At 63.7% G+C, this 23,122-nt stretch carries 18 protein-coding genes and 1 pseudogene; 17 read left to right on the top strand and 2 right to left on the bottom strand.

Annotation, left to right across the window (positions count from 1 at the left end):
• Nucleotides 1-50: 50 nt before the first annotated feature.
• The 5 genes and pseudogenes from RQ865_RS07185 to RQ865_RS07165 form a co-directional block, all read left to right on the top strand.
• Nucleotides 51-311 (top strand): annotated as a pseudogene (locus tag RQ865_RS07185) (ABC transporter permease subunit); the annotation flags it as partial.
• A 51-nt stretch (nucleotides 312-362) separates the two neighbouring features.
• On the top strand, nucleotides 363-1,226 hold the full coding sequence (locus tag RQ865_RS07180; RefSeq protein ID WP_311478492.1) for a glycine betaine ABC transporter substrate-binding protein: 864 nt from the start codon (nucleotides 363-365) through the stop codon (nucleotides 1,224-1,226).
• A gap of 253 nt (nucleotides 1,227-1,479) precedes the next feature.
• The gene (gene tig, locus RQ865_RS07175) at nucleotides 1,480-2,844 is read left to right on the top strand and encodes a trigger factor (protein WP_311478484.1); all 1,365 of its coding nucleotides are present in this window, start codon (nucleotides 1,480-1,482) and stop codon (nucleotides 2,842-2,844) included.
• A 242-nt stretch (nucleotides 2,845-3,086) separates the two neighbouring features.
• The gene (locus RQ865_RS07170; RefSeq protein ID WP_201517770.1) at nucleotides 3,087-3,713 is read left to right on the top strand and encodes an ATP-dependent Clp protease proteolytic subunit; all 627 of its coding nucleotides are present in this window, start codon (nucleotides 3,087-3,089) and stop codon (nucleotides 3,711-3,713) included.
• A 21-nt stretch (nucleotides 3,714-3,734) separates the two neighbouring features.
• Nucleotides 3,735-4,397, top strand: a complete 663-nt coding sequence (locus RQ865_RS07165) for an ATP-dependent Clp protease proteolytic subunit (protein ID WP_311478483.1) — start codon at nucleotides 3,735-3,737, stop codon at nucleotides 4,395-4,397.
• A 184-nt stretch (nucleotides 4,398-4,581) separates the two neighbouring features.
• On the opposite strand, the gene RQ865_RS07160 is transcribed toward RQ865_RS07165, so the two are convergent.
• Complete coding sequence (locus tag RQ865_RS07160) at nucleotides 4,582-6,267, bottom strand: MBL fold metallo-hydrolase (protein ID WP_311478482.1); 1,686 nt, start codon at nucleotides 6,265-6,267, stop codon at nucleotides 4,582-4,584.
• A gap of 117 nt (nucleotides 6,268-6,384) precedes the next feature.
• On the opposite strand from RQ865_RS07160, the gene RQ865_RS07155 reads away from it, so the two are divergent.
• The gene (locus RQ865_RS07155) at nucleotides 6,385-8,559 is read left to right on the top strand and encodes a S9 family peptidase (RefSeq protein ID WP_311478481.1); all 2,175 of its coding nucleotides are present in this window, start codon (nucleotides 6,385-6,387) and stop codon (nucleotides 8,557-8,559) included.
• Between the two features lie 148 nt (nucleotides 8,560-8,707).
• Here RQ865_RS07155 and RQ865_RS07150 read toward each other — a convergent pair whose 3' ends face one another.
• Complete coding sequence (locus RQ865_RS07150) at nucleotides 8,708-9,424, bottom strand: biliverdin-producing heme oxygenase (RefSeq protein ID WP_311478480.1); 717 nt, start codon at nucleotides 9,422-9,424, stop codon at nucleotides 8,708-8,710.
• A 262-nt stretch (nucleotides 9,425-9,686) separates the two neighbouring features.
• Here RQ865_RS07150 and RQ865_RS07145 point away from each other — a divergent pair, with 262 nt between their 5' ends.
• The 11 genes from RQ865_RS07145 to RQ865_RS07095 all read left to right on the top strand — a co-directional run bounded on the left by RQ865_RS07145 (nucleotide 9,687) and on the right by RQ865_RS07095 (nucleotide 23,050).
• A complete protein-coding gene (locus tag RQ865_RS07145; RefSeq protein WP_311478479.1) occupies nucleotides 9,687-11,141 on the top strand; it encodes an HtaA domain-containing protein in 1,455 nt (484 codons plus the stop codon).
• A 113-nt stretch (nucleotides 11,142-11,254) separates the two neighbouring features.
• Nucleotides 11,255-12,328, top strand: coding sequence for a WxL protein peptidoglycan domain-containing protein (locus RQ865_RS07140; RefSeq protein ID WP_311478478.1), 1,074 nt, complete (start codon nucleotides 11,255-11,257; stop codon nucleotides 12,326-12,328).
• Nucleotides 12,325-12,747, top strand: a complete 423-nt coding sequence (locus RQ865_RS07135) for a hypothetical protein (RefSeq protein ID WP_311478477.1) — start codon at nucleotides 12,325-12,327, stop codon at nucleotides 12,745-12,747. The genes RQ865_RS07140 and RQ865_RS07135 overlap by 4 nt, the downstream gene beginning before the upstream one ends.
• Nucleotides 12,748-12,760: 13 nt before the next feature.
• Entirely contained in the window at nucleotides 12,761-14,023 is a 1,263-nt protein-coding gene (locus RQ865_RS07130; RefSeq protein WP_311478476.1) for an ABC transporter substrate-binding protein, read from the top strand.
• Complete coding sequence (locus tag RQ865_RS07125; protein WP_311478475.1) at nucleotides 14,020-15,192, top strand: iron ABC transporter permease; 1,173 nt, start codon at nucleotides 14,020-14,022, stop codon at nucleotides 15,190-15,192. Before RQ865_RS07130 ends, RQ865_RS07125 begins: the two co-directional genes overlap by 4 nt.
• On the top strand, nucleotides 15,189-16,046 hold the full coding sequence (locus tag RQ865_RS07120; RefSeq protein WP_311478474.1) for a heme ABC transporter ATP-binding protein: 858 nt from the start codon (nucleotides 15,189-15,191) through the stop codon (nucleotides 16,044-16,046). The genes RQ865_RS07125 and RQ865_RS07120 overlap by 4 nt, the downstream gene beginning before the upstream one ends.
• Nucleotides 16,043-17,305, top strand: a complete 1,263-nt coding sequence (locus tag RQ865_RS07115; protein WP_311478473.1) for a hypothetical protein — start codon at nucleotides 16,043-16,045, stop codon at nucleotides 17,303-17,305. The genes RQ865_RS07120 and RQ865_RS07115 overlap by 4 nt, the downstream gene beginning before the upstream one ends.
• A gap of 2 nt (nucleotides 17,306-17,307) precedes the next feature.
• On the top strand, nucleotides 17,308-20,235 hold the full coding sequence (locus RQ865_RS07110) for a fibronectin type III domain-containing protein (protein WP_311478471.1): 2,928 nt from the start codon (nucleotides 17,308-17,310) through the stop codon (nucleotides 20,233-20,235).
• A 121-nt stretch (nucleotides 20,236-20,356) separates the two neighbouring features.
• Nucleotides 20,357-21,640, top strand: a complete 1,284-nt coding sequence (gene clpX, locus RQ865_RS07105) for an ATP-dependent Clp protease ATP-binding subunit ClpX (RefSeq protein ID WP_311478469.1) — start codon at nucleotides 20,357-20,359, stop codon at nucleotides 21,638-21,640.
• Nucleotides 21,641-21,653: 13 nt separating this feature from the next.
• Nucleotides 21,654-22,280: a hypothetical protein gene (locus RQ865_RS07100; protein WP_311478467.1), complete on the top strand. Its 627-nt coding sequence runs from the start codon at nucleotides 21,654-21,656 to the stop codon at nucleotides 22,278-22,280.
• A gap of 122 nt (nucleotides 22,281-22,402) precedes the next feature.
• Entirely contained in the window at nucleotides 22,403-23,050 is a 648-nt protein-coding gene (locus tag RQ865_RS07095) for a hypothetical protein (RefSeq protein ID WP_311478466.1), read from the top strand.
• Nucleotides 23,051-23,122: the final 72 nt, after the last annotated feature.

Raw genomic sequence — 23,122 nt, 5'->3', positions numbered from 1 at the left:
GATTCATCGGTTCCATCCTTGCTTGAAGAACGGAACGAAACCCAGGGCGATTCAGTTCGACACCGGGTCGAATCCTGCGACAGATCCAGCTACCGCTGGCGTTGCCGTCGATTATGGCCGGTGTCAACCAGGTGATCATGCTCTCGCTATCGATGGTGGTGATCGCCGGTATGGTCGGTGCCTCAGGCCTCGGTCAAGAGGTGACCACATCGCTCGGGCAGGCCGATATCGCCCTCGGTTTTGAGGCCGGAATGTCGGTGGTGGTGCTCGCCATGCTCCTCGACCGTCTCACCGGCTCGATCGGCAAGCGCAAGCTCAACCCCACCTGGGTAAAGATCGCAGCCATCATCGTCGTCATCGCGATGATCGCGGCTAATGTGCTCACCGGTTCAGGGATCACGAGCAACAAGCACGAAAACGGTGATGACCGCGTCGTGACGATCGGGGTGTTTAACGGCTGGCCCGAGAGCGTGGTGACCAGCGAACTGCTCAAATACCTGCTTGAAGAACAGGGCTACACGGTCAACCTGGAATACGGCGACCCGGCACCGGTTTTCACCGGTTTGCAGAACGGCACCTATGACATGACCACCAACGTCTGGCTGCCGATCACACACGAAAGCTATATGGACGAGTACGGTCAAGACCTGGTTGACCTGGGTAGCTGGTACGACGAAGCCCGGCTCACCTTCGCGGTGAACGCGGATGCGCCAATCGATTCGCTTGACGAGCTCGCGGCCAATGCCGACAAGTTTGGCAATCGCATTGTTGGTATCGAACCGGGTGCGGGGCTCACGAAGATTACGCAGGAAGAAATAATCCCCGGCTATGGCCTCGAGGGAATGGACTACGTGCTTTCGTCAACACCGGGAATGCTGACCGAGCTGCGTGCCGCACAGAGCAAGGGTGACAATATTGTGGTCACGCTCTGGGCACCGCACTGGGCCTACAGCGAGTTTGACATCAAGAACCTCGAAGACCCGAAGGGTCTGCTCGGCGGCAACGAAAGCATCCACATCTTCGGCACCTCCGACTTCAAGCAGCGCTATCCGAAGCTTTCGGAATGGCTGGCCGACTTCGAGATGCCAGAAGAACAGTTCAGCGACCTGGCGAACATCATTTTCAATGAGAACGCCAATGCTGACCCGGCGCCGCTGGTAGCCGAATGGGTGGCAAATAACCGCGAGTGGGTTGACGGGCTCGACCTTGCTCGTCTGCAGCCCTAGCTGCTCCCCAACACAGCGAGGCCCGATAACGGGAAGGGCGGTCACCAATTTTCGTTGGTTGGCCGCCCGTCCCGTTCGTAGCAGGGTGCCGACCCGATGCGGAAACTGCCGGGGAATAATTAGGGTGTCGCGCAGTTCGATGCGTATCATTGAGGGTTGTCTGTGCGAACTCGCCCGAAACCGCGCGGTTTGCACGTGTGCGACAGTCGAAGACCGCAGTGCGCGGACCAAAGATTTAGTAGGAGACCCACTCGTGAAGACCTCGGTCGAGAAGATCACCCCGACCCACGCGAAGCTCACGCTGAGCATCTCGCCGGAAGAACTCAAGCCCTATATCGACCAGGCGTACAAGTCGATCGCCAAGCAGGTGCAGGTGCCCGGTTTCCGTAAGGGCAACGTGCCGAACCAGCTCATCGACGCCCGCGTCGGTCGCCCGGTGGTGCTCGAACAGGCCATCTCGGATGCCCTCGACCGCTTCTACCAGGATGCGCTGGCCGAGCAGGAGCTGCTGCCGCTGGGTCGTCCCGAAGCAGACGTGAAACAAACTCCCGAGGTTGCTGACTTCTCGGGTGACCTGGTTGTCGAAATTGAGGTAGACATCCGCCCCGAAATTGAGATTGCCGACTGGAAGGGTCTCAAGCTCGAGGTTGACGCTGCCGAGGTCACCGACGAGGACGTTGACGCCGAGGTTGACGAGCTGCGCGCTCGTTTCGGCACCCTCAAGGTTGTCGAGCGCCCGATCGAGAACGGTGACTTCGCCGTGATCGACCTTGTGGCACGCATCGACGGTGAAGTGATCGACGAGGCCAAGGGCCTGTCGCACGAGGTTGGTTCGGGTGAGCTGCTCGAGGGCACTGATGAGGCTCTGCTCACGCTCACCGCCGGCGAAGAGACCACTTTCGAATCGACGCTCCTCGGTGGCGAGAAGGCCGGCGAGAAGGCCGAGATCACCATCACCGTCGAGTCGGTGAAAGAACGTGAACTGCCCGAGCTTGACGACGAGTTTGCGCAGCTCGCGAGCGAGTTCGACACCGTCGACGAGATGAAGGCCGACCTGCGTGAGCAGGCCGCCAAGAAGAAGGCTTTTGACCAGCTCGAGCAGGCCCGCGTGGCCGCTATCGACGCGCTGCTTGAAGCCAACGAGGTGCCGGTTCCCGAGCAGCTCGTCGAAGACGAAGTCAAGCGCCACCTCGAGCAGGAGGGAAAGAGCCTCGACGACGAGCACGGCGAAGAGGTTCGTGCCGAGGCAAACCGTTCGTTCCAGCAGCAGGTGCTGCTCGACGAGATCATCAAGGCCGAGCAGGTTGAGGTCGAGCAGGAAGAGTTCACCCAGTACCTGTTCCAGCAGTCGAGCCAGTACGGTATCGCTCCGCAGGAGTTCGTGCAGATCATGCAGCAGAACAACCAGATTCCGCAGCTGGTCGGCGAAGTGGCGCGCTCGAAGGCCGTGCTCTACGTGCTTGAGGATGCTGAGATCGTCGACTCGAACGGCAACTCGGTTGACCTGAGCGAGTTCACCGCTGCTGTACGCGACGGCCGTAACAAGCGCGACGCCGCTGAGGCAGACGGTGCTGAAGCAGAGGGCGCCGAAGACGCTGCCGAGACCGAAGAGAAGTAGTTCGGCTCGCAACGGGGGCGGGAATGCATTTATGCATTCCCGCCCTTTTTGTTGCGCTGTTGGGGAGTTCAGCGGAACATTTTGGGTTCAGGATGTCGCGACAGCCATCCTGAACCCAAAATCTTCCGCGTTCCTCATCACTCGACCGGCGCAGTCATATTCACGCCCACGGCGAACAGTGACCAGATCTTCGGCTCGGGTCGAGTAACTTTGAGGCGAAACCGCACGAAGGAGAATCACCTGTGGCTGAACAGCAACTGCCGAACAGTGTTTTCGACCGGCTTCTGAAAGACCGCATCATTTGGCTCGGCGAAGACGTCCGCGACGATAACGCGAACGAAATCTGCGCCAAGATGCTGCTGCTGTCGGCTGAAGACCCCGAAAGCGACATCTACCTCTACATCAACTCGCCGGGTGGTTCGGTGACCGCCGGCATGGCGATTTACGACACCATGCAGCTGGTGCCAAACGACGTTGTCACCGTCGGCATCGGTATGGCCGCCTCGATGGGACAGCTGCTGCTGACCTCGGGTGCCCCCGGCAAGCGCTACATCACCCCGAACACTCGCGTACTGCTGCACCAACCGCTTGGTGGTTTCGGTGGTACCTCGTCGGACATCCAGCGTCAGGCACAGCTCATTCTCGACATGAAGCAGCGCCTCGCCGAAATTACCGCGGCCCGCACCGGTAAGTCGGTCGAGCAGATCCACAAGGACGGTGACCGCGACAAGTGGTTCACTGCCGAAGAAGCGCTCGAGTATGGCTTCGTCGACCACATCTCAGAATCGGCCACCTCGGTGGTCGGCGGTGGCGGCACCGACCGACGCATCTCGAGCAACCCCGATGCAGTGAGCAACGACGGCGAGTAGGACGAGGAAGGACCCATTCACATGCTTAACATTCCCACCTACGCAGCCGGCTCGCCGGTGCCGAACTCGCGCTACATTCTGCCGCAGTTCGAAGAGCGCACCGCCTACGGCTTCAAGCGCCAAGACCCCTATGCGAAGCTCTTTGAAGACCGCATCGTGTTTCTCGGTGTGCAGATTGATGACGCTTCGGCCGACGACGTGATGGCGCAGCTGCTCGTGCTCGAGTCGCAGGATCCCGACCGCGACATCACCATGTACATCAACTCGCCCGGTGGCTCGTTCACCGCGATGACCGCGATCTACGACACCATGCAGTACATTCGCCCCGAGGTGCAGACCGTCTGCCTCGGCCAGGCAGCTTCGGCTGCCGCCGTGCTGCTGGCAGCCGGCCAGCCCGGTAAGCGCCTGGCACTGCCGAACGCACGTGTGCTCATCCACCAGCCAGCAACCGGTGGCGGTGGCCAGGGCCAGGCATCCGACATCGAAATCCAGGCGAAAGAAGTGCTGCGCATGCGCGAGTGGCTCGAAGAGGCGCTTGCCAAGCACTCGGGCCAGAGTCAAGACAAAATTTCGAACGACATTGAGCGTGACAAGATTCTCTCGGCTCAGGAGGCGCTCGACTACGGGCTTATCGACCAGGTGTTGACCTCGCGTAAGGGAGCCCACCCGGTCATCCTCGACTAGACCGCAGCCACCAGCTGGTGCGGAAGCACTGCGACAGCGGAAGCCCCGTAGCAAAAGCACCACGTAGCGAACAAACCGGCCGTGCCACCACGCTGATTCACTCAGCGAAGGCGACACGGCCGGTTTGCTCTGTGCAGTCCCAGCACTATGGGGGCAGCCCCAGCGCTACGGGGCAGCACCCGCACTACGGGCGAATGAACGCCTGCAGATACAGCGGTTTGCCGGCAATTTCATCCACACTCGGTGCCTGGAACGGAACGTATCCGGCAGCCAGTAGCTCACCGGCCTGTGACGAGAGCGCCTCGGCCGAGTCGGCGGTGAGCAGCCGATAGTCGCGCGGCGCCGGGGCGGCGGCGATCTGAGCTGCCTCGCTGGCGGTGTCGGCGGTAAACGGCGTGTTGGATGCGACCACTTCGGGTACCGTGCGGTCGATGTAGCGCGCCGTGGCGGGTTTGGGTTCGAGCGCAGCCCGGGTGCCATCAAGCACTACGACCTCGTTATGGCGGGGCACGATGGCATCAATTTCGGGGAACTCAGCCTCAATTGCCTCGGCGAACGCCGCTGCCGAATCGGCCTCGCCGTGCACACAGAACACGGTGTGCGGACGCGGGGATAGATCACGCAACCAGTCGAGCAAATCGGAGCGGTCGCCGTGCACCGAAAACTCGCGGTCTTGGAAAATTTCAGCGCGCACGGGAATGTACTGGCCAAACATTTTCAGCTTGGTCGCGCCCTCAACGAGCGACCGGCCACGCGTACCAACCGCCTGATAACCGGTCAGCACCACCGAGTGTCGTTTATCGCCGAGCATCGCCTCGAGATGGTGGAGTACGCGCCCGCCGGTTGCCATGCCGCTGGCGGCGATAATAATGGCCGGATGCTTGCCCGCTTTGGCAGTGAGTGCGCGCGATTCGTCGGGGCTGCGCACTGAATGCAGATCGGGGAACTCAAGCAGTTCATCCGGGAGCAGATCGTCGCGCAATTCATCCGGGAGCGCGCGGTATGCATCCAGTGCGGCATTCGCCATCGGTGAGTCAACATACACCGGCACGTGCGGGATGCGGCCGGCTCGTCGCAGCTGCGCGATCTGTTTGAGCACCACTTCGGTGCGGTCGACTGCGAAGGCCGGCACCAGTACCGAGCCGCCGCGTTCGATGGTGCGGCGCACCACATCGGCAAAGCCTTCGTGCGGCAGCAGTTCGGGTTCGGGATGTTCGCGGTCGCCGTAGGTGCTTTCGATCAGTGCATAGGGTGCGCCCGGGGGAGTGCCGCGTGATTTCAGCACGGGATGATCGTGGCGGCCGAGGTCGCCCGAGAACACCACCGATACTTCGGGTGTCCACAGCGTGATCGAGGCCGAGCCGAGGATGTGGGCGGCTCGGGTGTAGCGGACAACAATTCCGTCATCAAGATCGAGATCTTCGTCGAATGGCACGGTCACAAATAGCGGCAGCGTCGCTTCCACATCGGCGGTGGTGTAGAGCGGCAGCGCCGGCTGGTGTTTCGACGAGCCGCGCTTATTCGCCTCGGCGGCGTCTTGTTCTTGCAGCTTCGCGCCGTCGCGCAGCACGATCTCGGCGAGCCGCACGGTGCCCTCGGTGGCGAAAATCGGGCCGCGGAACCCGCGCTTCACAAGCCGCGGCAGCATGCCGACATGATCCATATGCGCGTGCGTGAGCAGCACATCCGTCACCGAATCGGCCTCAAAGGGCAGTGGCACCCAGTTGCGCTTGCGCAGTTCGCGAGGCCCCTGGAACATACCGTCGTCGATGAGGATGCGGCGGTCGCCGACACTGAGCAGGAATTTTGAGCCGGTGACGGTTTCGGCGGCACCGAGGAATTGCAGGGTGGTGTGGGTGGATGCGTTCACGGCTTCAGCTTGACAGCCGCGGGTGCTGATTTCATGGGAATCGTGTTAGCCGCCAGAGAGCCGAGTGCTGGCAGAACGCAGACAGCGATGTCGGAGGCGTGGGTTACTGTCGGTGCCATGACTGATGCAGGAATGCCTACTCCGCCAACAGCCCGCAAAGAACCGCATCGACGTGAAGTGCACGGCGATGTGTTTATCGATAACTACGAGTGGCTGCGCGAGAAAGAATCGCCCGAGGTGATCGCGCATCTCGAGGCCGAGAACGCCTACACCGAAGCGATCACCGCCGAGCAGGCGCCCCTGCGCGAGGCGATCTTCGGTGAGATTAAGCGGCGCACCCACGAGGCCTCGGTGACGCTGCCGAGTCGCCGCGGTAACTGGTGGTATTTCAGCCGCATGATCGAGGGCGGGCAGCATCCGATTTTCTGCCGCATCGCCGCATCCGAACCCGCCGCCGCAGCCGTCGGTTGGGTGCCGCCGGTGCTCGATGCTGACATTGTGGCGCCGGGTGAGCAGGTGCTGCTGGATGCGAATACCGAGTCGCAGCTGCACGAGTTCTATGCGGTTGGCAGCATCGATATTTCGCCCGATGGAGAGCTGTTTTTGCACACCGAAGACACCACCGGTGATGAGCGCTACACGCTGCGGGTGCGGAACCTCGCTACCGGCGAGTGGCTGGCCGACTCGCTGCGCAATATCGGCCCGGCGGTCGAGTTTTTGCCCGATGGTGAGCGCATTGTCTACACCGTGATCGACGAGTCGTGGCGGCCGCATGAGCTGCGCGTGCACCGCCTGGGTGATAGCGAGGCCAATGACCTGCTGCTGTGGCGCGAAGACGATGCCGAGATGTGGCTCGGTGGCAGGCTGAGCGACGATCGCCGCTTCGTCATCGGCAGCGCCGGGAACTCTGAGCTCGATGAGCTGCAGCTGTGGCCACTCGTGCCGGGCACGGGGCTGCGCGAGGATGCGATGACCACGCTGATCGCGCGGGATGCGCGGCTGCGCTACGAAGTGCAGCCGGTGGTAGTCGATGGCCGCCAGCAGCTGGCAGTGCTGCACCACGACGGCCAGCCCAATGGTGAGCTGGTGCTGGTTGATCTCGAGCGTTTCGCGGCCGGGCCGGTGGCGTCAACCGCCGAACTCGAGCCGATCGTGCTGATTGCCGGTAGCGACACCGACCGGCTGCTGTCGTTCTCGTACACTGGCGACTATCTCGTTGTCGATGCGATGCGCGAGGCGCTGCCGCAGGTGCTCGTGGTGCCGCTTGCTGGTGGTGAGCTGCTGCAGCCGCAATTTGCCGAGGAGCTCATCGGTGTTTCGCATCGCGAACTCGAGTTTGGGGCGCCGGTGCTGCGGCTCGAGGTCGACAGCTGGGTGCATCCCAGTCGCGAGTTTGAGATCGAGTTTGCGGCACTCGAGCGCGGGGATGTGCCACAGCTGCGCCACGAAATCGAGGTGCGCGACTACCGGGCTGCCGACTATGTGGCCCGGCGCGAGTGGGCGGTGGTGGGCGACGGCACTCGCGTGCCGATCACACTGCTACACCACGTGCGCACGCCGCTCGATGGCACCGCGCCGGCGATCATTTACGGCTACGGCTCCTACGAGATTTCGATGGAGCCGGCGCTCTCGCTGCCAGTGGCCTCGGCGCTCGACCGCGGCGCTGTGTTCGCGGTGGCGCATATCCGCGGTGGCGGCGAGCTCGGCCGGCGCTGGTATGAAGACGGCAAGAAGGCGAAGAAAGTCAATTCGTTTACCGATTTTGTGGATGCGACCGAGCACCTGGTTGCGGCCGGTCTCGTCGACGGTGACCGGCTCGCGGCGATCGGCGGCTCGGCCGGTGGGTTGCTGATGGGTGCGGTCGCGAACCTCGCCCCCGAACGCTATCGTGCCATCGTCGCCCAGGTGCCGTTCGTCGACGCGCTGACGAGCATCCTCGACCCCGAGCTGCCGCTGAGCGCCCTCGAGTGGGAGGAATGGGGCAATCCCATCACCGACCCCGAGGCCTACGCGACCATCAAGAGCTACTCGCCCTATGAGAACATCCGCGCGGTGCGGTATCCGCAGATCGCCGCGGTGACAAGCCTGCACGACACTCGCGTGCTCTACGTTGAGCCGGCCAAGTGGGTGGCGAAGTTGCGCGAGGTAACCACCGGCAGCGAGCCGATCGTGCTGAAGACCGAAATGCACGGCGGCCACGGTGGCGGGTCGGGCCGCTACCAGCGCTGGCGCGATCGGGCGTGGGACTACGCCTATGTGCTGCACGCGATCGGAGCTGAGCAGCTGCTCTGAGTGATGCTTGGCACCGTGCTGTGGTGTTCATGGCGCGGTGTCGCTCGGCTGGCCGGGGTGAATGAGCCCCGACCCAGTCGAAACAAAGGCGGCGTAGTCGAGCTGGTGGTGCTCGACTACGCCGCTGGTTTTTGTTGGCCGGGCTGCGCTAGTCGCGGCGCATGGGGCGCGGCGCGGTTTCTGCCGGCACCACGTCGATGCGCGCGCGGGTGATCTCGTTCAGCTCTTCGAAGATCTCCTGGTTGGCGTTGAAGCTCGCGATCGCCTCGTCAATGAAGCGGCTCTGCTCCTGCTCGGTGAGGTCGAGCGCGTTCAGGCGCTCGCGGTAGGCCTCCTTGAAGGGAACCGGCTTCGGGATCTCGGCGAAGTGGAAGAAAGTGGCCTCTTCGTCGGCGAGGTCGTAGTGGCGTCCGAGCCACACGCGCATGACCTGCCCGCCCGAAAGGTCGCCGAGGTAGCGCACATAGTGGTGCGCCAGATAGCGTACCGAGTCGTGCTCGGTGGCGAGGATCTGCTCAACATAGCTGCGAGTCGAAGCCAGCATGCCCGAAGCTGGCGCAGTCACGCGCGAGCGCAGTGTCTCGAGATCGGCGTCGATCGACTCGCTGCGGTTTAGCTCCACCGAGAGCAGCTCACAATGAGGCATGTTCTCGCGCATCTTGCCCGCCGTCACTTCGAGGGCGTTGTAGATGTAGCTGTACTGCTCGAGCAGATGGTAGTAGGCATTGAGGTCGAGCGCGCCGCGCATGAGATCGACGATGAACGTCGACGTTTCGGCGCTCTCATGCGAGCGGGCGGTGAGTGCGCGCAGCTTTTCGCTGAGCGAACTTGCTGCGGGTGCGGGGATGGTTGCCGTCTGAGTCATGGCTCTCCTAGGTGATGTCGGGTTGGTCATACCTGCGTTGCTGGGCCGACTAGCTCGGCACGGTTCTCAAGCGCAGCAACCAAATGTGGAAGAAACTCACTTCGTAGTCTATGCTGAAGTTAGGCAAGCCTAACTTAGGGTTTCCTAACCTAATTAAGGGTCACCTTACCGTTTGAAGGTGAGTCTAACGTCGCTGTGTCGTGTCGGCGACTGTTCCGTCGATTTCTTTCCGAAATCGACCTGGTTCCTAACAGGAGTAGATATGACAGAACGTCGTAACCGGGCGGGCAAATCGCCCTGGCTCAATCGTGCAGGCGCCGGTCTGGCGGCGAGTGCGCTCGTGATGGGTGCAGGTTTTGCTGCCGCACCCGCTTTTGCAGCCGAGGGTGGCGAAAGCACCGTCAGCAACGCCACCTTCAGCTGGCGCGTGAATGACGAGTCGGGCGGTGGCGCCTTCTATGGTGGCTGCAACTTCCTCGTCGCCGGCAAGGTTGGCGACCTGGGGTCGGCACGCGTGTGGGGTGAAGCCGAGGCCGAGCAGCACTACCGCACCACCGATGGCAATGTCACCATCACCAAGCCCGATAGCGATGGTAAGCAGATTGCACCCACCTGGGGCACGAAGTGTCAGAACGCGGCCGGCCAGACCGTGAGGACGCACCCGGGGTCGACCAGCGGCAACCAGATGAACTTCGCGAACGGCACCGGCAAGGTTGACGCCGCGGGCGACAACGCCAGCATCGACTTCCCCGGTGCGTTCACCATGGTCTTCTACGGCGGTATGACCTATTGGTCGGTGTCGAACCTCCACCTCGAGGTGACCGGCGGCGTCGGCAAGATCACCGGCACCGCCTCGGGCTATGGCACAGATATGCACGACCTCGAGAAGTGGGTGCCGCTGGAAGACACCCCGATCGACGTGGCCACCTTCAAGGGCGTCGATGTGACCGAGACCGGCATCGAGATCACCCCCGACTACCGGGGCGTTGAGGTTAACACAGAGGGCGGTATGTCGGACCAGAATCGCGAGGGCGAGAACTGGGGTGCCTTCCCGCAGAGCTGGGTTGACTTCAATATCCAGACCGGCCAGTCGTCGTACTGGTACAGCTCGGGCGGTGCGGTCGACCCGAAGAAGGTGGCGGCGCCGCTGTCGATTGGCTACACCGTCGACGCTGCGGAGCCCCCGGCGACCGAGCCCGAGGGGAATGTCGATGTGACCATCCCCGAGGCCACGACCAAGCCGACCGATCCCACCGACCCCGAGGTTGAACCCAAGGGTAAGTTTGGCTGGGCCTGGGAGGGCGGCGAACCCGGTGGTGCCGACCTCGCAACCGCAACTCAGGATGGCGACAACTTCGTTGCCCAGGGCAACCTCGACTCGATCATCGTCACCGACGACCGTACCGGTGGCGACAACCAGTACAGCTGGAGCCTGAGCGGTCAGGTGAGCAGCTTCGACTCGGGTAAAAACAAGTTCTCGGGTTCGTACCTCGGTTGGGAGCCGAGCGTCACCGCCGAGAGCGATGCCGTTAAGCCCGGTAACAAGGTGAACCCCGGCGCGGGTGAGACCGATGGCCTCGCCAAGTCGCAGCTGCTCGCTACCTCGGGCGCCGCGGCACCCGCCAAGGTGAACGCCCTGCTCAACCTGATGGTTCCGGTTGAGAAGGCCCCCGCCGGCAAGTACACCGCGCAGCTGACAATCTCGGCTATCAGCTAGCGGATTCCGACTCCGGTTGGTGCGGCGTACACGACCGCCGCACCAACCGGACCCCTCATTCTCAATCTCTGTTGTGCAGTAGGTCTTGCACCGTCTCTCGAAAGCTTCTCTGAATGTCGTCTGCCCTGCGTCACGCGCGCCCTCTCGCGCGCATCCTCATGGCTGTTTTCGCCAGCATCCTCGTGGTAACCGTGCAGCTCGCGCTGACCGCGCGTGTGGCCGCAGCCCAGGCACCGCTATCAGCCCAGAATGAGGGCGCTGCATGGTCGGTGTCGACGGTGGATGGCGAGCAAGGCAACGGTCGGCCGAACTTTAGCTATGGCACTTCGGCCGGACGCAGCATCGATGACGCCATGCAGGTGACTAACACCGGCTCGCAAGACCTGCATCTGAAAATCTACGCAGCCGATGCCTTCACCACCGCCGAGGGTGGCATCGACATCCTCGCCTCGGGCGAGGAATCAACCGACGCCGGCGCGTGGGTGACACCCAAGACCAAAGAAATCGACCTCAAACCGGGCGAATCCACCGAGGTGGAGTTCACCGTCGCAGTGCCGAACAACGCCACGCCGGGTGACCACTCGGCCGCGATCGTCGCCTCTTTGCTGCCGAGCGGTGAGGGACAAGTACAGGTTGAGCGTCGACTCGGGCTGCGCATCAGTGTGCGCGTTATTGGCGAGCTCAAAGCCGCAGTTGAGATCAGCGACGTTGACAGCGAATACATCGCGAGCCCCAACCCCTTCGCGCCTGCCAAGATCCGCACCACCTATACGGTGGCAAACACTGGGAACACACGAATCCGCCTCGACGACGCGATCAGCGTGCGCGGGCTGTTCGCCTTTGGTGCACCGCGCGGCGCAACGGCGGTCGAAGACCTCTTGCCGGGTTCGAGCGTGCGACTCACCCGCGAAGTGCCGACCCTCGCGATCGGCGGGGCGAGTGTCGAGGTGAGTGCCACGGCGCTGCCGTATGACGGGTCGCTGGCCGTACCCGAACCGTTTACCGCCGAATCGCAGGTGGCGGGCGCGCCCTGGTCGCTGCTGGCCCTGATCGTCGTGGTGCTCGGCGCCGCCGCGACCGTCGTGTTTGTGCTGCTTCGCCGTCGCCGCGAGCAGCTCTACCTGGCCTATCGTGCACGCGAACGCGAACTCCAATCAGAATCACAGAAGGAAGGAGCGCTGGAATGACTCTTCGGCGCAGTTCACACCGTTCGCCGCGGGCCGCTATTGCGCTCGCTGGCCTGCTGGTTTGCGGCAGTCTGGGTGCCGGTGGCCTGGGCGCCGCCGCGGCTCTCGCAGCCGAGAAAGACTCGAGCGACGTCACCGTCACCATTCCAGCCAACACCGCCACCGAAAAGCCCGGCGGTAACGGCAATGGTTCGGATGCGGGCAGCGGCTCGGGTGCCGACAAGGGCACCGGCGCCGGTAACTCGAACAGCAACGGCAAGGGCAACTCGAATGGTACGGGCACCGGCAACAAGGGCAATGGCTCGCTCGCCGCAACCGGTGTCAGCGAATTCGCCCTGATCAGCATGATCGCCTCGGCGGCTGTCCTCACCGCCGGCGGCGCAGTGCTGGTGAGCCGTCGCGGCCGCGAAGAGCAGTAGGAGACCACCAGTTATGGCTATGCCTCGGTTCTTGCGCCGCTTCAAGCGCGCCACGGTACACCGCACCGCCTGGGCGGTGGTGATCGTCGCCGTCACGGTGGCGCTGGGAATGAACGGTTTCCACAACGTGGGCACGGCATCCCTCGCCGCGAACAAGAACTGCGTGCAGCCCGAAGCTCAAACCGAGCCGGCACCGCCGCAGCTGCCCCAGGTGAACTCTGTCGACCTCACCTCACCCCGCGAGATCACCGGCCCGACGACCGCCTACACGCAGGCCGCGGCCATCCCGCCCATCACCGATGCCGCATCCGCATTGCAGCAGCTGCCGGCAACCGTCAACAGCGCCGATGGAGTTGAGGTCACCGTTAGTGACACCACGCGCATCCTTGCCCTCAATCAGAACGGCGGATTGGCAGCCGCCGTGATCGGTCTCGGCTTCGGTTGCAATCTCGTCGGCCGCGATACGGCCACCGACATTGTCGGCCTCATGCCGGGCAATGACGACCTGCCGCTCGTCACCCAGAACGGTCATGAGCTCGCCGCCGAAGCGATCCTCAACCTCGCGCCCACTGTCGTCATTACCGACGGCACGGTCGGCCCCTACGATGTGCAGCTGCAGCTGCGCGAAGCGGGCATCCCGGTGGTGATGGTGCCGACGCCCTATGAGGCCGGGGTTGGTGGCGTTGGTGAGCAGATTCAATTTGTGGCGGATGCGCTCGGGGTCTCGTCGCTGGGGGAGGCGCTGGCCGACCGCACCTACGCCGAGATCAACTCGGTAATTCAGCAGTTCGGCCGAATCGCGCCCACCGACCCCGAGAAAAAGCCCCGCACGGTGTTCCTCTATTTGCGCGGCAATATCTACTACTGGTTCGGTATGGGCTCGGGTGCCGACTCGATCATCCAGTCGATCAGTGCGCGTGATGTGGCCACCGAGGTCGGCTTCGAGGGGATGGCGCCGACAAACTCGGAGGCGCTGATTAAGGCCCAACCCGACGTCATCATCGTGATGACGCTGGGACTTGCCTCGGTGGGTGGAATCGATGCCGCGCTCGAACTACCCGGTATCAAGCAGACCCCGGCGGGCAAGAACCGCCGCATCGTCGATATGAGCGACTACGAGGTGATGAGCTTCGGGCCCCGCACCGCCTTTGTGCTTGCGGCGCTCGGCACCGCGATCTACGCACCCGAGCACAGCTATCAGCCCGAGCACGGCCCCGCAGCCGTTGAAAAACGCCTCGGCGAGATCCGACAAGAACTGGAAGAAAAAAACCGATGACCGCAGTGTCTACCAGCAAGGCCGACGAGTCGGCAGTGGCAACACGGCCGCGCGCAAGGCGAGCCGCAGCGCGAGTACCGAAGGAAGCACCGCAGGAGCCGCTGAAGGCTCCCGAACTGGCACCGCGCAAACAGCGCCGCGCGAACTCGACGATCCTCATGATCACGCTCGCGATCGCGCTCGTGGGTGCCTGCCTGCTCTCGGCGATGATCGGACAGCTGTTCATTCCGCCGGCAGAGGTGGCCGGTTTCGTGCTCAACTCGATCGGCATCAACTGGCTGCCCGGCCCCTCGCACGAGTTCGGTGCGGCGGCGCTTGCCGAGGTGCGCTTCCCGCGGCTGGTGCTCTGCGTGTTCGTCGGTGCCGCGCTCGCGGTTGGTGGGGTGCTCATGCAGGGCATCTTCGGCAACCCGCTCGCCGAACCCGGCTCGGTGGGTGTCTCGTCGGGTGCCGCAGTGGGGGCGAGCTTCTCGATCCTGTTCGGATTCACCTTCCTCGGCCCCTTCACGACGCCCGCCTTTGCGTTCACCGCCGGGCTCATCACCACCTTCCTCGTCTATATGCTCTCGCGCACGGGCGGCCGCACCGAGGTGATCACGCTCATCCTCACCGGTGTGGCGGTCAATGCCGTGTGCGGTGCGCTCATCGCCTTCATCACCTTTCGCGCACCCACCCAGGCCCGCGAGCAGATCGTGTTCTGGCAGATGGGTTCGCTCAACGGCAGCCGCTGGGAGCAGGTGCTGCTCGTTGGCCCACTGATCATGATCGGCATCGTGCTGGCAATTTTTATCGCGCGACAGCTCGACCTGCTCTCACTGGGCGAAAAGGCGGCCCGGCACGTGGGCGTCAACGTTGAACGGTTGCGGATGCTCGCGATGGTGTACGTCGCCCTACTGGTTGCGTCGGCGGTTGCGTTTGCCGGCATCATCGCCTTCGTTGGGCTCGTCGTGCCCCATATCGTGCGCATGATCATCGGTCCCGCGCACCGGCCGCTGCTGCTGGCCTCGGTGCTCGGCGGCGCGCTGCTACTCACCATCGCCGACCTCGGTGCCCGCACGCTCGTTGAGTTTGCCGATCTGCCGATTGGGATGCTCACCTCGCTCGTGGGCGGACCGTTCTTCTTCTACCTCATTCGTGCCAGCCGCAATCGGGGAGGTGGCTGGGCATGAGCAGCATAATGTTGAGTACCGTGCCGCGTCGACCCGAACCGGTTGCGATGGGCGAGGTGGTGCTTTCGATTCGGGATGTGGCGGTCACCTTCGGCGAGCGCCGCGTGCTCGACGGCATCAACCTCGACATCAGGGCGGGAGAGGTGCTGGCGCTAGTGGGCCCGAACGGTGCCGGTAAATCAACGCTGATCAACACCATCACCGCAGATGTCGACACCATCAGCGGCGAGGTGCTGCTCGAGGGCTATCCAACCCACGCCTGGACCAATCGCGAGCTCGCCATGCGCCGCGCAGTGCTGCTGCAGCAGATCGATATCGCCTTCCCGTTCACGGTGGCTGAGGTGGTCGATATGGGCCGCGCACCCTGGCAGGGCACCCCGAATGCGAAGGCCGATGAGCTGATCACCTCGGGGGCGATGGCGCGTACCGATATCGAGCGCTTTGCCGACCGGCACTATCCGTCGTTGTCGGGCGGTGAACGTGCTCGGGCGGCCCTCGCGCGCGTGCTGGCGCAGACTGCATCGGTGATGCTGCTCGACGAACCCACCGCGGCGATGGATATTAAGCACCAGGAGCAGGTGCTGCAGCTGGTGCGCAGCTACGCCGCCACCGGCTGCGCCGTCGTCGTCATTGTCCACAATCTCGACCTCGCGGCGGCCTATGCCGATCGCATCGCGCTGCTCAGCGGCGGCACCATTGTCGCTGACGGTGCACCAGAGGCGGTGCTCACTGCCGAGCGCGTTTCTGAGGTCTACGACTATCCGGTGCATATCGTGCCTGATCCGCGCACCGGCAAACCCATCGTCGTGCCCGATCGCGACGCCACATCAGTTATTCCAGGGAGTACCTCATGATTCGAACGATTCGCACCCGTGCGGGCAAGCTGCTGCGAGCCACAGCGGGCGTCGCGCTCGCGCTCGGCGTGACGGCCGTTGCCGTGCCGTCGTTCGCGCAGCCCGCGCACGCTGCAGCGAGCGTCACCGTCACCGGCGAGGCCGACCCGAACGGGGAGTCGACGCTGCAGCTGCAGGGCAGCGGCTTCCAATCGGTGCAGGGCGGATTCGGCGGGATCTACGTGCTCTTCGGCTGGGTTGACGACCCCAGCGGCGGCTCGTGGAAACCGAGTAATGGTGGTGTCACCGGCACGAACTACCGCTATGTCTACGATGATGAAACGAACCCCGCCGGTTTCCAGCTGTTCGTGACGTTCCCCGGCAGCTCCACTGCCAGCGCCGCGAACGGTGGTGAACTGCACGCAGACGGCACCTGGTCGGCAACGCTCAGGGTGCCGGGCGCGGTGTTTAACACCTTCGATCGCCAGCTCAACGAGCGTCAGGTTGACTGCACACAGGTGACCTGCGGCATTATCACCATCGGCGCACACGGCGTGAAAAATGCCAATAACGAGTCGTTTACGCCCGTGACCTGGGCCGGTGCGGCACCCGCTGCCGACGCTCAGCACAGTTCGAGCGGCTCCCAGACCCCGGCCGAGAGCAGCCAGTCGACTGCGGATGCGCAGAATGGTTCGGCAGCGCAGTCGGGTTCGGCAGCGCAGGCGCAGCGACCTGCCGAGGTATCACCGGTGCAGGAACTGACCGCGCCGGGCGGGGATGCGGCGGCGATGCCGGGATGGTTTGTGGCGATTTTGCCCGCCCTCATTCTCGTGGGTGTTTCGCTCATCATCCTCGCCGCCGGCGTGGGTGGCTATCTGGCGGTAAAAGCGCTGCTGCTCGGTGTGAACCCCGAGGCGCTTGAGAAGGTGCGCGGACAGCGCGAGCGCGCGGCGCTCAAACAGCGCGATAAACAGAAACAGAAGACGATGCGCTTCGAACACAAGATGGAGCTGCGGGGCGCCAAAGAAGCCGACCGCGCGGCGGCGCTCATCGCTCGCACCGAGATGAAGCACGCCGCAGTGTCGGCAGACGCGCCCAAACCCGCCGACCCCAGAGCCAGCGGCGAGAGTGTCGACCAGTGGCTTAGCTTCTTTGAGCGATCGCAGAAGGCGTCGAAGGAAGACGACTCGGCTACGCGCAGTGCCACCGAGAGCGCGGATGAAGATGCCCCGACGCTCGTGATGTCGGTGCAGCGCTCGCGCGGCGAGGGAGGAGAGTGAAAATGGTGAGCTTCTGGAAGGGCTGGTTGCAGCGACTCACCGTGAGCCTGGGCGTGCTCAGCCTCACGGCGGGCGGCGGACTCGCCGCTATCGACGCGGCGCAGGCTGCGGTGGCCGGCAGCACGACGCAGGTTGTTGATGCGAACCTCTCGTGGCGCGTCAACGACGAGTCGGGCGGCGGCGCCTACTTCGGTGGCTGCAATTTCCTTGTCGCCGGCACGGTGGGCGATAACGGTGCCTCATCGGTTTGGTCAGCCGCCTTCGCCGACAAGTACTACCAGACCACCAACGGCAGGGTCACGATCACCAAACCCGATGCCGCGGGCAATCAGGTGGCACCCACCTGGACCAACAAGTGCCAGGGCCCCGACGGCAAGAATGTGAACACCAAGCCGGGGTCGACCAGCGGCAACCAGGTGAACTTCACCGGCGGCTCAGGCACCATCAACGCGGCAAAGAACGACGCGCAGCTCGAGTTCGAGGGCTCGTTCACGATCGTCTACTACGGCGGCATGACCTACTGGTCGATCAGCAACCCCAAGCTCACGGTGGTCGACGGCAGGGGCAAGCTCACCGGCACCGCCAGCGGATACGGGGCCGATATGTTCAACCCCGAGAAGTGGGTTGAGCTCCCGCCCACGCAGATTGAGCTGGCGACAATGCAGCATGTTGAGGTCACCGACACCGGCATTCGCGTCACTCCCGACTACGAAGGCGTGGCGGTTGACGTCAAACCGGATGGTCCCTCGGGCGAGCAGCTGCGCACGAAAGACGGCTGGGGCTCGTTCCCGCAGAGCTGGGTTGATTTCAATGTGCTCACGGGGCAGGCGGCCTATTGGTACTCGTCGGGCGGTATGGTCGACCTGAAGAAGCCTGCGGCGCCGCTTGAGATCAGCTATGTCGAGAAAACCGAGCCGTACGCTGCCGCGACGCCCAGCCGGGTTGCCGAGGGTGCGGATGCAGCGGTGCAGATATCTATCGCGAACGTTCCCGCCGGGGTCACCGGAGAGATTGCCGTGCGGGCGAACGGGGAATGGCTCGCAACTGCCGACGGCAAGATGTCGATGCCCGTTACGGATGCTGCGGCAACCGGGATGTGGCGGGTCGGCACGCTCGCGGCTGGCGTTCACAGCCTGGAGCTTTTCGAGGTCGAGCCAGTTGTCGAGACCGAACCGACCACTGAGCTTTCGTCGACACCTGATGCATCCACGGACGCTGACGATGCGCCTGATTCGGATGCGGCAAACGAGGCTGTTGACGACGGCAGCGTATCCCCCGATGCTGAAGATGGCACCGAAGTAGAAAGCAGCGCCGTGAGTGCCGCATCCGCCGCTACCGGCGCGCCCGTGCCGTCGTCGGCCGAACCCATTGCCGTCACGCAGCTCGCTGTTGTGGGCGGCGTTGGCAGCTGGGCACCGCTGAACCTCGAGGCGTCGGCGGTGCGCGCCGGCGGCTTCGGCCTGAGGTGGAATTGGCCGGGTGAGGTGGCCCCCGACTATCGGGTCGAGGTGTTCGAGGGCACGAACACCTCGGGTGCAGCGGTAAAAACGCTCACCGTGCCTGACGGGATGAACTCCACCGACGTGAGCGGGCTGCAGAACGGCACACAGTACACGGTTGTTGTCACACCGGTGCTCAACAGCGAAGCACTGTGGCGGGCTGCCGAGCTCACCGTCACCACCTCCAAGCAGCAAGACAGCGGCGGCGACGGCAATGACGGCGGCAAGAAGCCTCCCACACCCAGCCCGGACGGCGACTCGAACGACACGAGCAAGGGTGCCACCCTCTACTGGGGCCTCAACGTCGAGACGAATGGCGGCGCCTACTTTGGTGGCTGCAACTTCCTCGTGGCCGGACGCACCGGCGACGCCGGCAGCTCACGTGTGTGGCTCGCCAGCGAAGCCGACAAGCTCTATCGGGCACAGGACGGAAATGTCAGCATCGTAAAGCCACAGGGCTCGCAGCTCGAGCTGGCGACCTGGAAGAACAAGTGCCTCGACCGCAATGGTGATACCGTGAGCGTGCAGCGCAAGGGCTCACACACCGAGTCGCAGGTGAAGCTCTCGAATGGCAGCGTCGTGAAGAACGACGAGTCGGGCGTGCGCGTCGAATGGCAGGGCAGCTTTACGGTGGTCTTCTATGGCGGGATGACCTACTGGTCGGCCACCGACCCGGTGCTGGAACTCGATCCGAAGGGTAACGGCAAACTCACCGCGGTCGCCTCGGGCTATGGCGCCTCGATGCAGGATGCATCGAAGTGGGTTGAACTAAAGTCGCGTACGATTACGCTCGCCAATCTGACGGGTGTCAATATGGCGAGCCTGCGGGCGAACGGCGTTATCGAACACACCCCCGACTACCTCGGCGTCGTCTATAGCGGCACCGGTGATAGTCAGGAGATCGAGGGTGGTGACGGCAGCGCTAGCGCAACCAAGCAGGTCCCGCGCACGAGCGAGAACGCGGCCTATTGGGGCTCTTTCCCGAGCGACTTCGTCGACTTCCAGAACGAAACCGGGCAGTTCTCGTACTGGTTCACCTCGAACGGACAGCGCGACCCCTACAAACCGACGCTGCCGATGACGCTGAGCCTGCAGGGTTCGTTCGTGCCCTCACTGGGCGACTACGAGGCCGAGAAAGCACCGTCGCTCACAAAGCCCAATAGCTCCCCGAAAGCGGGTAGTGCCAGTAGCGCCGCTGCCGCACAGGCACCGGCCGCGAAAACGGCGCAGACCCGCACCGGGGCCGAAGCGGCGCAGCAGGGCGGCCAGGACACCGTAGCACTGGCGGCGGGAGGCGATGCCGAACTCGAGGTGACGCCGACCATGCTCATGGGTGGCGGTGCGGGCCTGCTCAGCGTCGCCGGGCTCCAATGGGCAGTGGTGGCGTTCCTACGGCAGCGACTGGGGCTCGATCCCTCCGCCTATATCTGACGCGCCGCCGAGATGGCGAGCGAATCGGCTGCTCGCGAGCGGCGAACGTAACCTGGCGTGCGTCGTTCGCGGAATGTCGGTGCGGCGGGTTAGTCTGATTTGACCGCGTTGGGAGGTTTTCATGGCACGCATCGGTGAGGGTAGCGATCTGCTGAAGTGCTCGTTTTGTGGCAAGAGCCAGAAGCAGGTGCAGCAGCTGATTGCCGGCCCCGGTGTCTATATCTGCGACGAGTGTGTCGAACTGTGCAACGAGATTATCCGCGAACGGATGAGCGAACAGCAGCCCGAGGCGGTCGCCGAGTTCGATCTGCCCAAGCCGCGCGATATCTATGAGTTCTTGCAGAACTATGTGGTGGGGCAGGAAGACGCCAAGCGCGCACTGTCGGTGGCGGTCTACAACCACTACAAGCGCATCCGGCACGCCGAAACCCCGAAAGACCAGGCCGATGACGACAGCGAGGCGATTGAGATCGCCAAGTCGAACATCCTGCTGATCGGCCCCACCGGCACCGGCAAGACCTATCTCGCCCAATCGCTTGCGCGCCGCCTCAATGTGCCCTTTGCGGTTGCCGACGCCACCTCGCTCACCGAGGCCGGGTATGTGGGTGAAGATGTCGAGAACATCCTGCTGAAGCTGCTGCAGGCCGCCGACTTCGATGTGCAGCGTGCTGAAACCGGTATCGTCTATATCGACGAGATCGACAAGATTGCCCGCAAGGCCGAGAACCCCTCGATCACCCGTGACGTTTCGGGCGAGGGCGTGCAACAGGCACTGCTCAAAATTATTGAGGGCACCACGGCCTCGGTTCCCCCGCAGGGTGGCCGCAAGCATCCACAACAAGATTTCATTGAAATCGACACGACCAATGTGCTGTTCATTTGCGCCGGTGCGTTCGCGGGGCTCGAAGAGATCATTTCGTCGCGCGCCGGCAAGAAGGGCATCGGCTTTGGCTCGCCGCTTCACTCGCCGAGTACCGTCGACAACGTTTTCGGTGACGTTGAACCCGAGGATCTCCACAAGTTCGGGCTCATCCCCGAGTTCATTGGCCGACTGCCGGTGATCACCACCGTCGAGCCGCTCGATCGCGACGCGCTCGTGCGCATCCTCGTCGAACCTCGCAATGCACTGGTCAAGCAGTACCAGCGCATGTTTGAGCTCGACGAGGTCGAGCTCGAGTTCGACGATGCGGCGCTGCAGGAGATCGCCGATCTGGCGGTGGCACGGAAGACGGGCGCTCGCGGTCTGCGCGCCATTCTCGAAGAGGTGCTCGGCCCGATCATGTTTGATATTCCATCGCGCGATGATGTGGCGAAGGTATCGATCACCGCTGATGTGGTGCACCGTAACGCTGCGCCCACGATCCTGCCGAAGCCCACGAACGCGCGGAAGGGGAAGACCGCCTAGTGCGGTTTCGCCGATGACGAGCCAGCCCGCACGAGCCCTCGCTGCCACCGCGTTCGCGGTTGTGGCTGCGCTGTTGACCGCCGGATGCACGGCGTCGCCGATCGCGGTTGAGGATCCGCGCACCCAGTCGCCCACCTCGACGCAGCCGGCCGAGACTCCCGAACTCACCGCCAATCCCGAGCCCACCGTGAATGAGCCGACGGGCGCGCCAACCATTACCGGGGCCGAACCCAGCGCATCCGAAACCGCCAAGAAACCGCCACGCGTTGACGCCCTGCGTATCGGTGGCAGCGACTTCTCGGCGCTCGATTGGGATGTGACCTGCGGCGGTCTCGACGGCGCACCCTCGGTGCTCGGCACCGCCGAGCGCGACGGCAAGCAGTATGTCTTTATGCTGCTGGCCAGCGGTAGCGATCAGCTGCTGTCGTTTACCTTCAGCTATGGCCCCGCATCGGGCGGGCACGCCTCGAAGACCGGGCTGACGGTTACGCCCGGCGGCGGCCAGGGCAACGGTACCTTCACCATTGACGGGGCCAGGATCATCTCGGATGGCCGCGGCATCTCGTACTCTCCCGAGGGCGCCGAACGCACCGCCGATACGCTCTACACCGCCGAGTTCACCTGCGACCTCGATAAGTAGCGCGTCGAGAGTCATCCTTGTGATTGACCGCCGCAACCCGAGCGAATGGTTCCATTAACCGGTCGCCTCGGTAGCATGATGCACACGGATTCCTGCGAGAACAAGTTGGAGAGGATACTCCCGTGGTTGACAAGCTTCGCACGCAGAAGGCGCTCGCGCTGCTGGCAACGGTGCCGCTGGTGATCGGGCTGAGCGCCTGCTCGGGCGGCGAAGGCGGCTCGGATTCGGGGTCGGGCTCGAACTCGAAGAAGAGCAATAACGCCAGCTCGAGTGGCAAGGGCGGGATGCTCCCGTTCGGCGACTCAGGCAGCGGCGGCGGCAATAGCGGCGGCGGCGGTGGCGGTGGGTCGACCCCCGACCCCGGCGCGAACAGCGGCGGCGGTGGCTCGAGCGGCGGTGGCGGTTCGAGCAACGGCGATGTGGTGCGTTTTGGGAACACCGACCTCTCATCGATCGAGTGGGACACCAGCTGCTCGAAAGACGCCTCGATTTTGATCACCGGGCTCGACGCGAAGTGGGATGTCAATAGCGACGAGTCTAGCGCCACGTTCTATGTGCAGGCTGAGACGAACGGCAACGTCACCACGGCGATGATCTTCAGTGAAGACTCGACCAACAATGTGAACTACTCGGATAAGGACGGCGCCAAGATCACCATCGACTACCAGAACGGACGCGCTCGGGTGACGGGTGAGGGGCGGCAGGGCTTCGGCTCCGATGCCACCACCGTCAAGTTTGAGATCGACATCGCCTGCGACTTCGAGTACTAGACCGACAGCGCGCAGGGTCGACCGAATACTTGGCTGATAGCGCGCGGGGCCGGTGCGCGGCCCCCGAGAGGG

This window comes from uncultured Gulosibacter sp. (assembly GCF_963509965.1).
Classification (GTDB): Bacteria; Actinomycetota; Actinomycetes; order Actinomycetales; family Microbacteriaceae; genus Gulosibacter.
The sequence above is the reverse complement of the archived record's forward strand: the minus strand, read 5'-3'. Positions and strand labels throughout refer to the sequence as shown.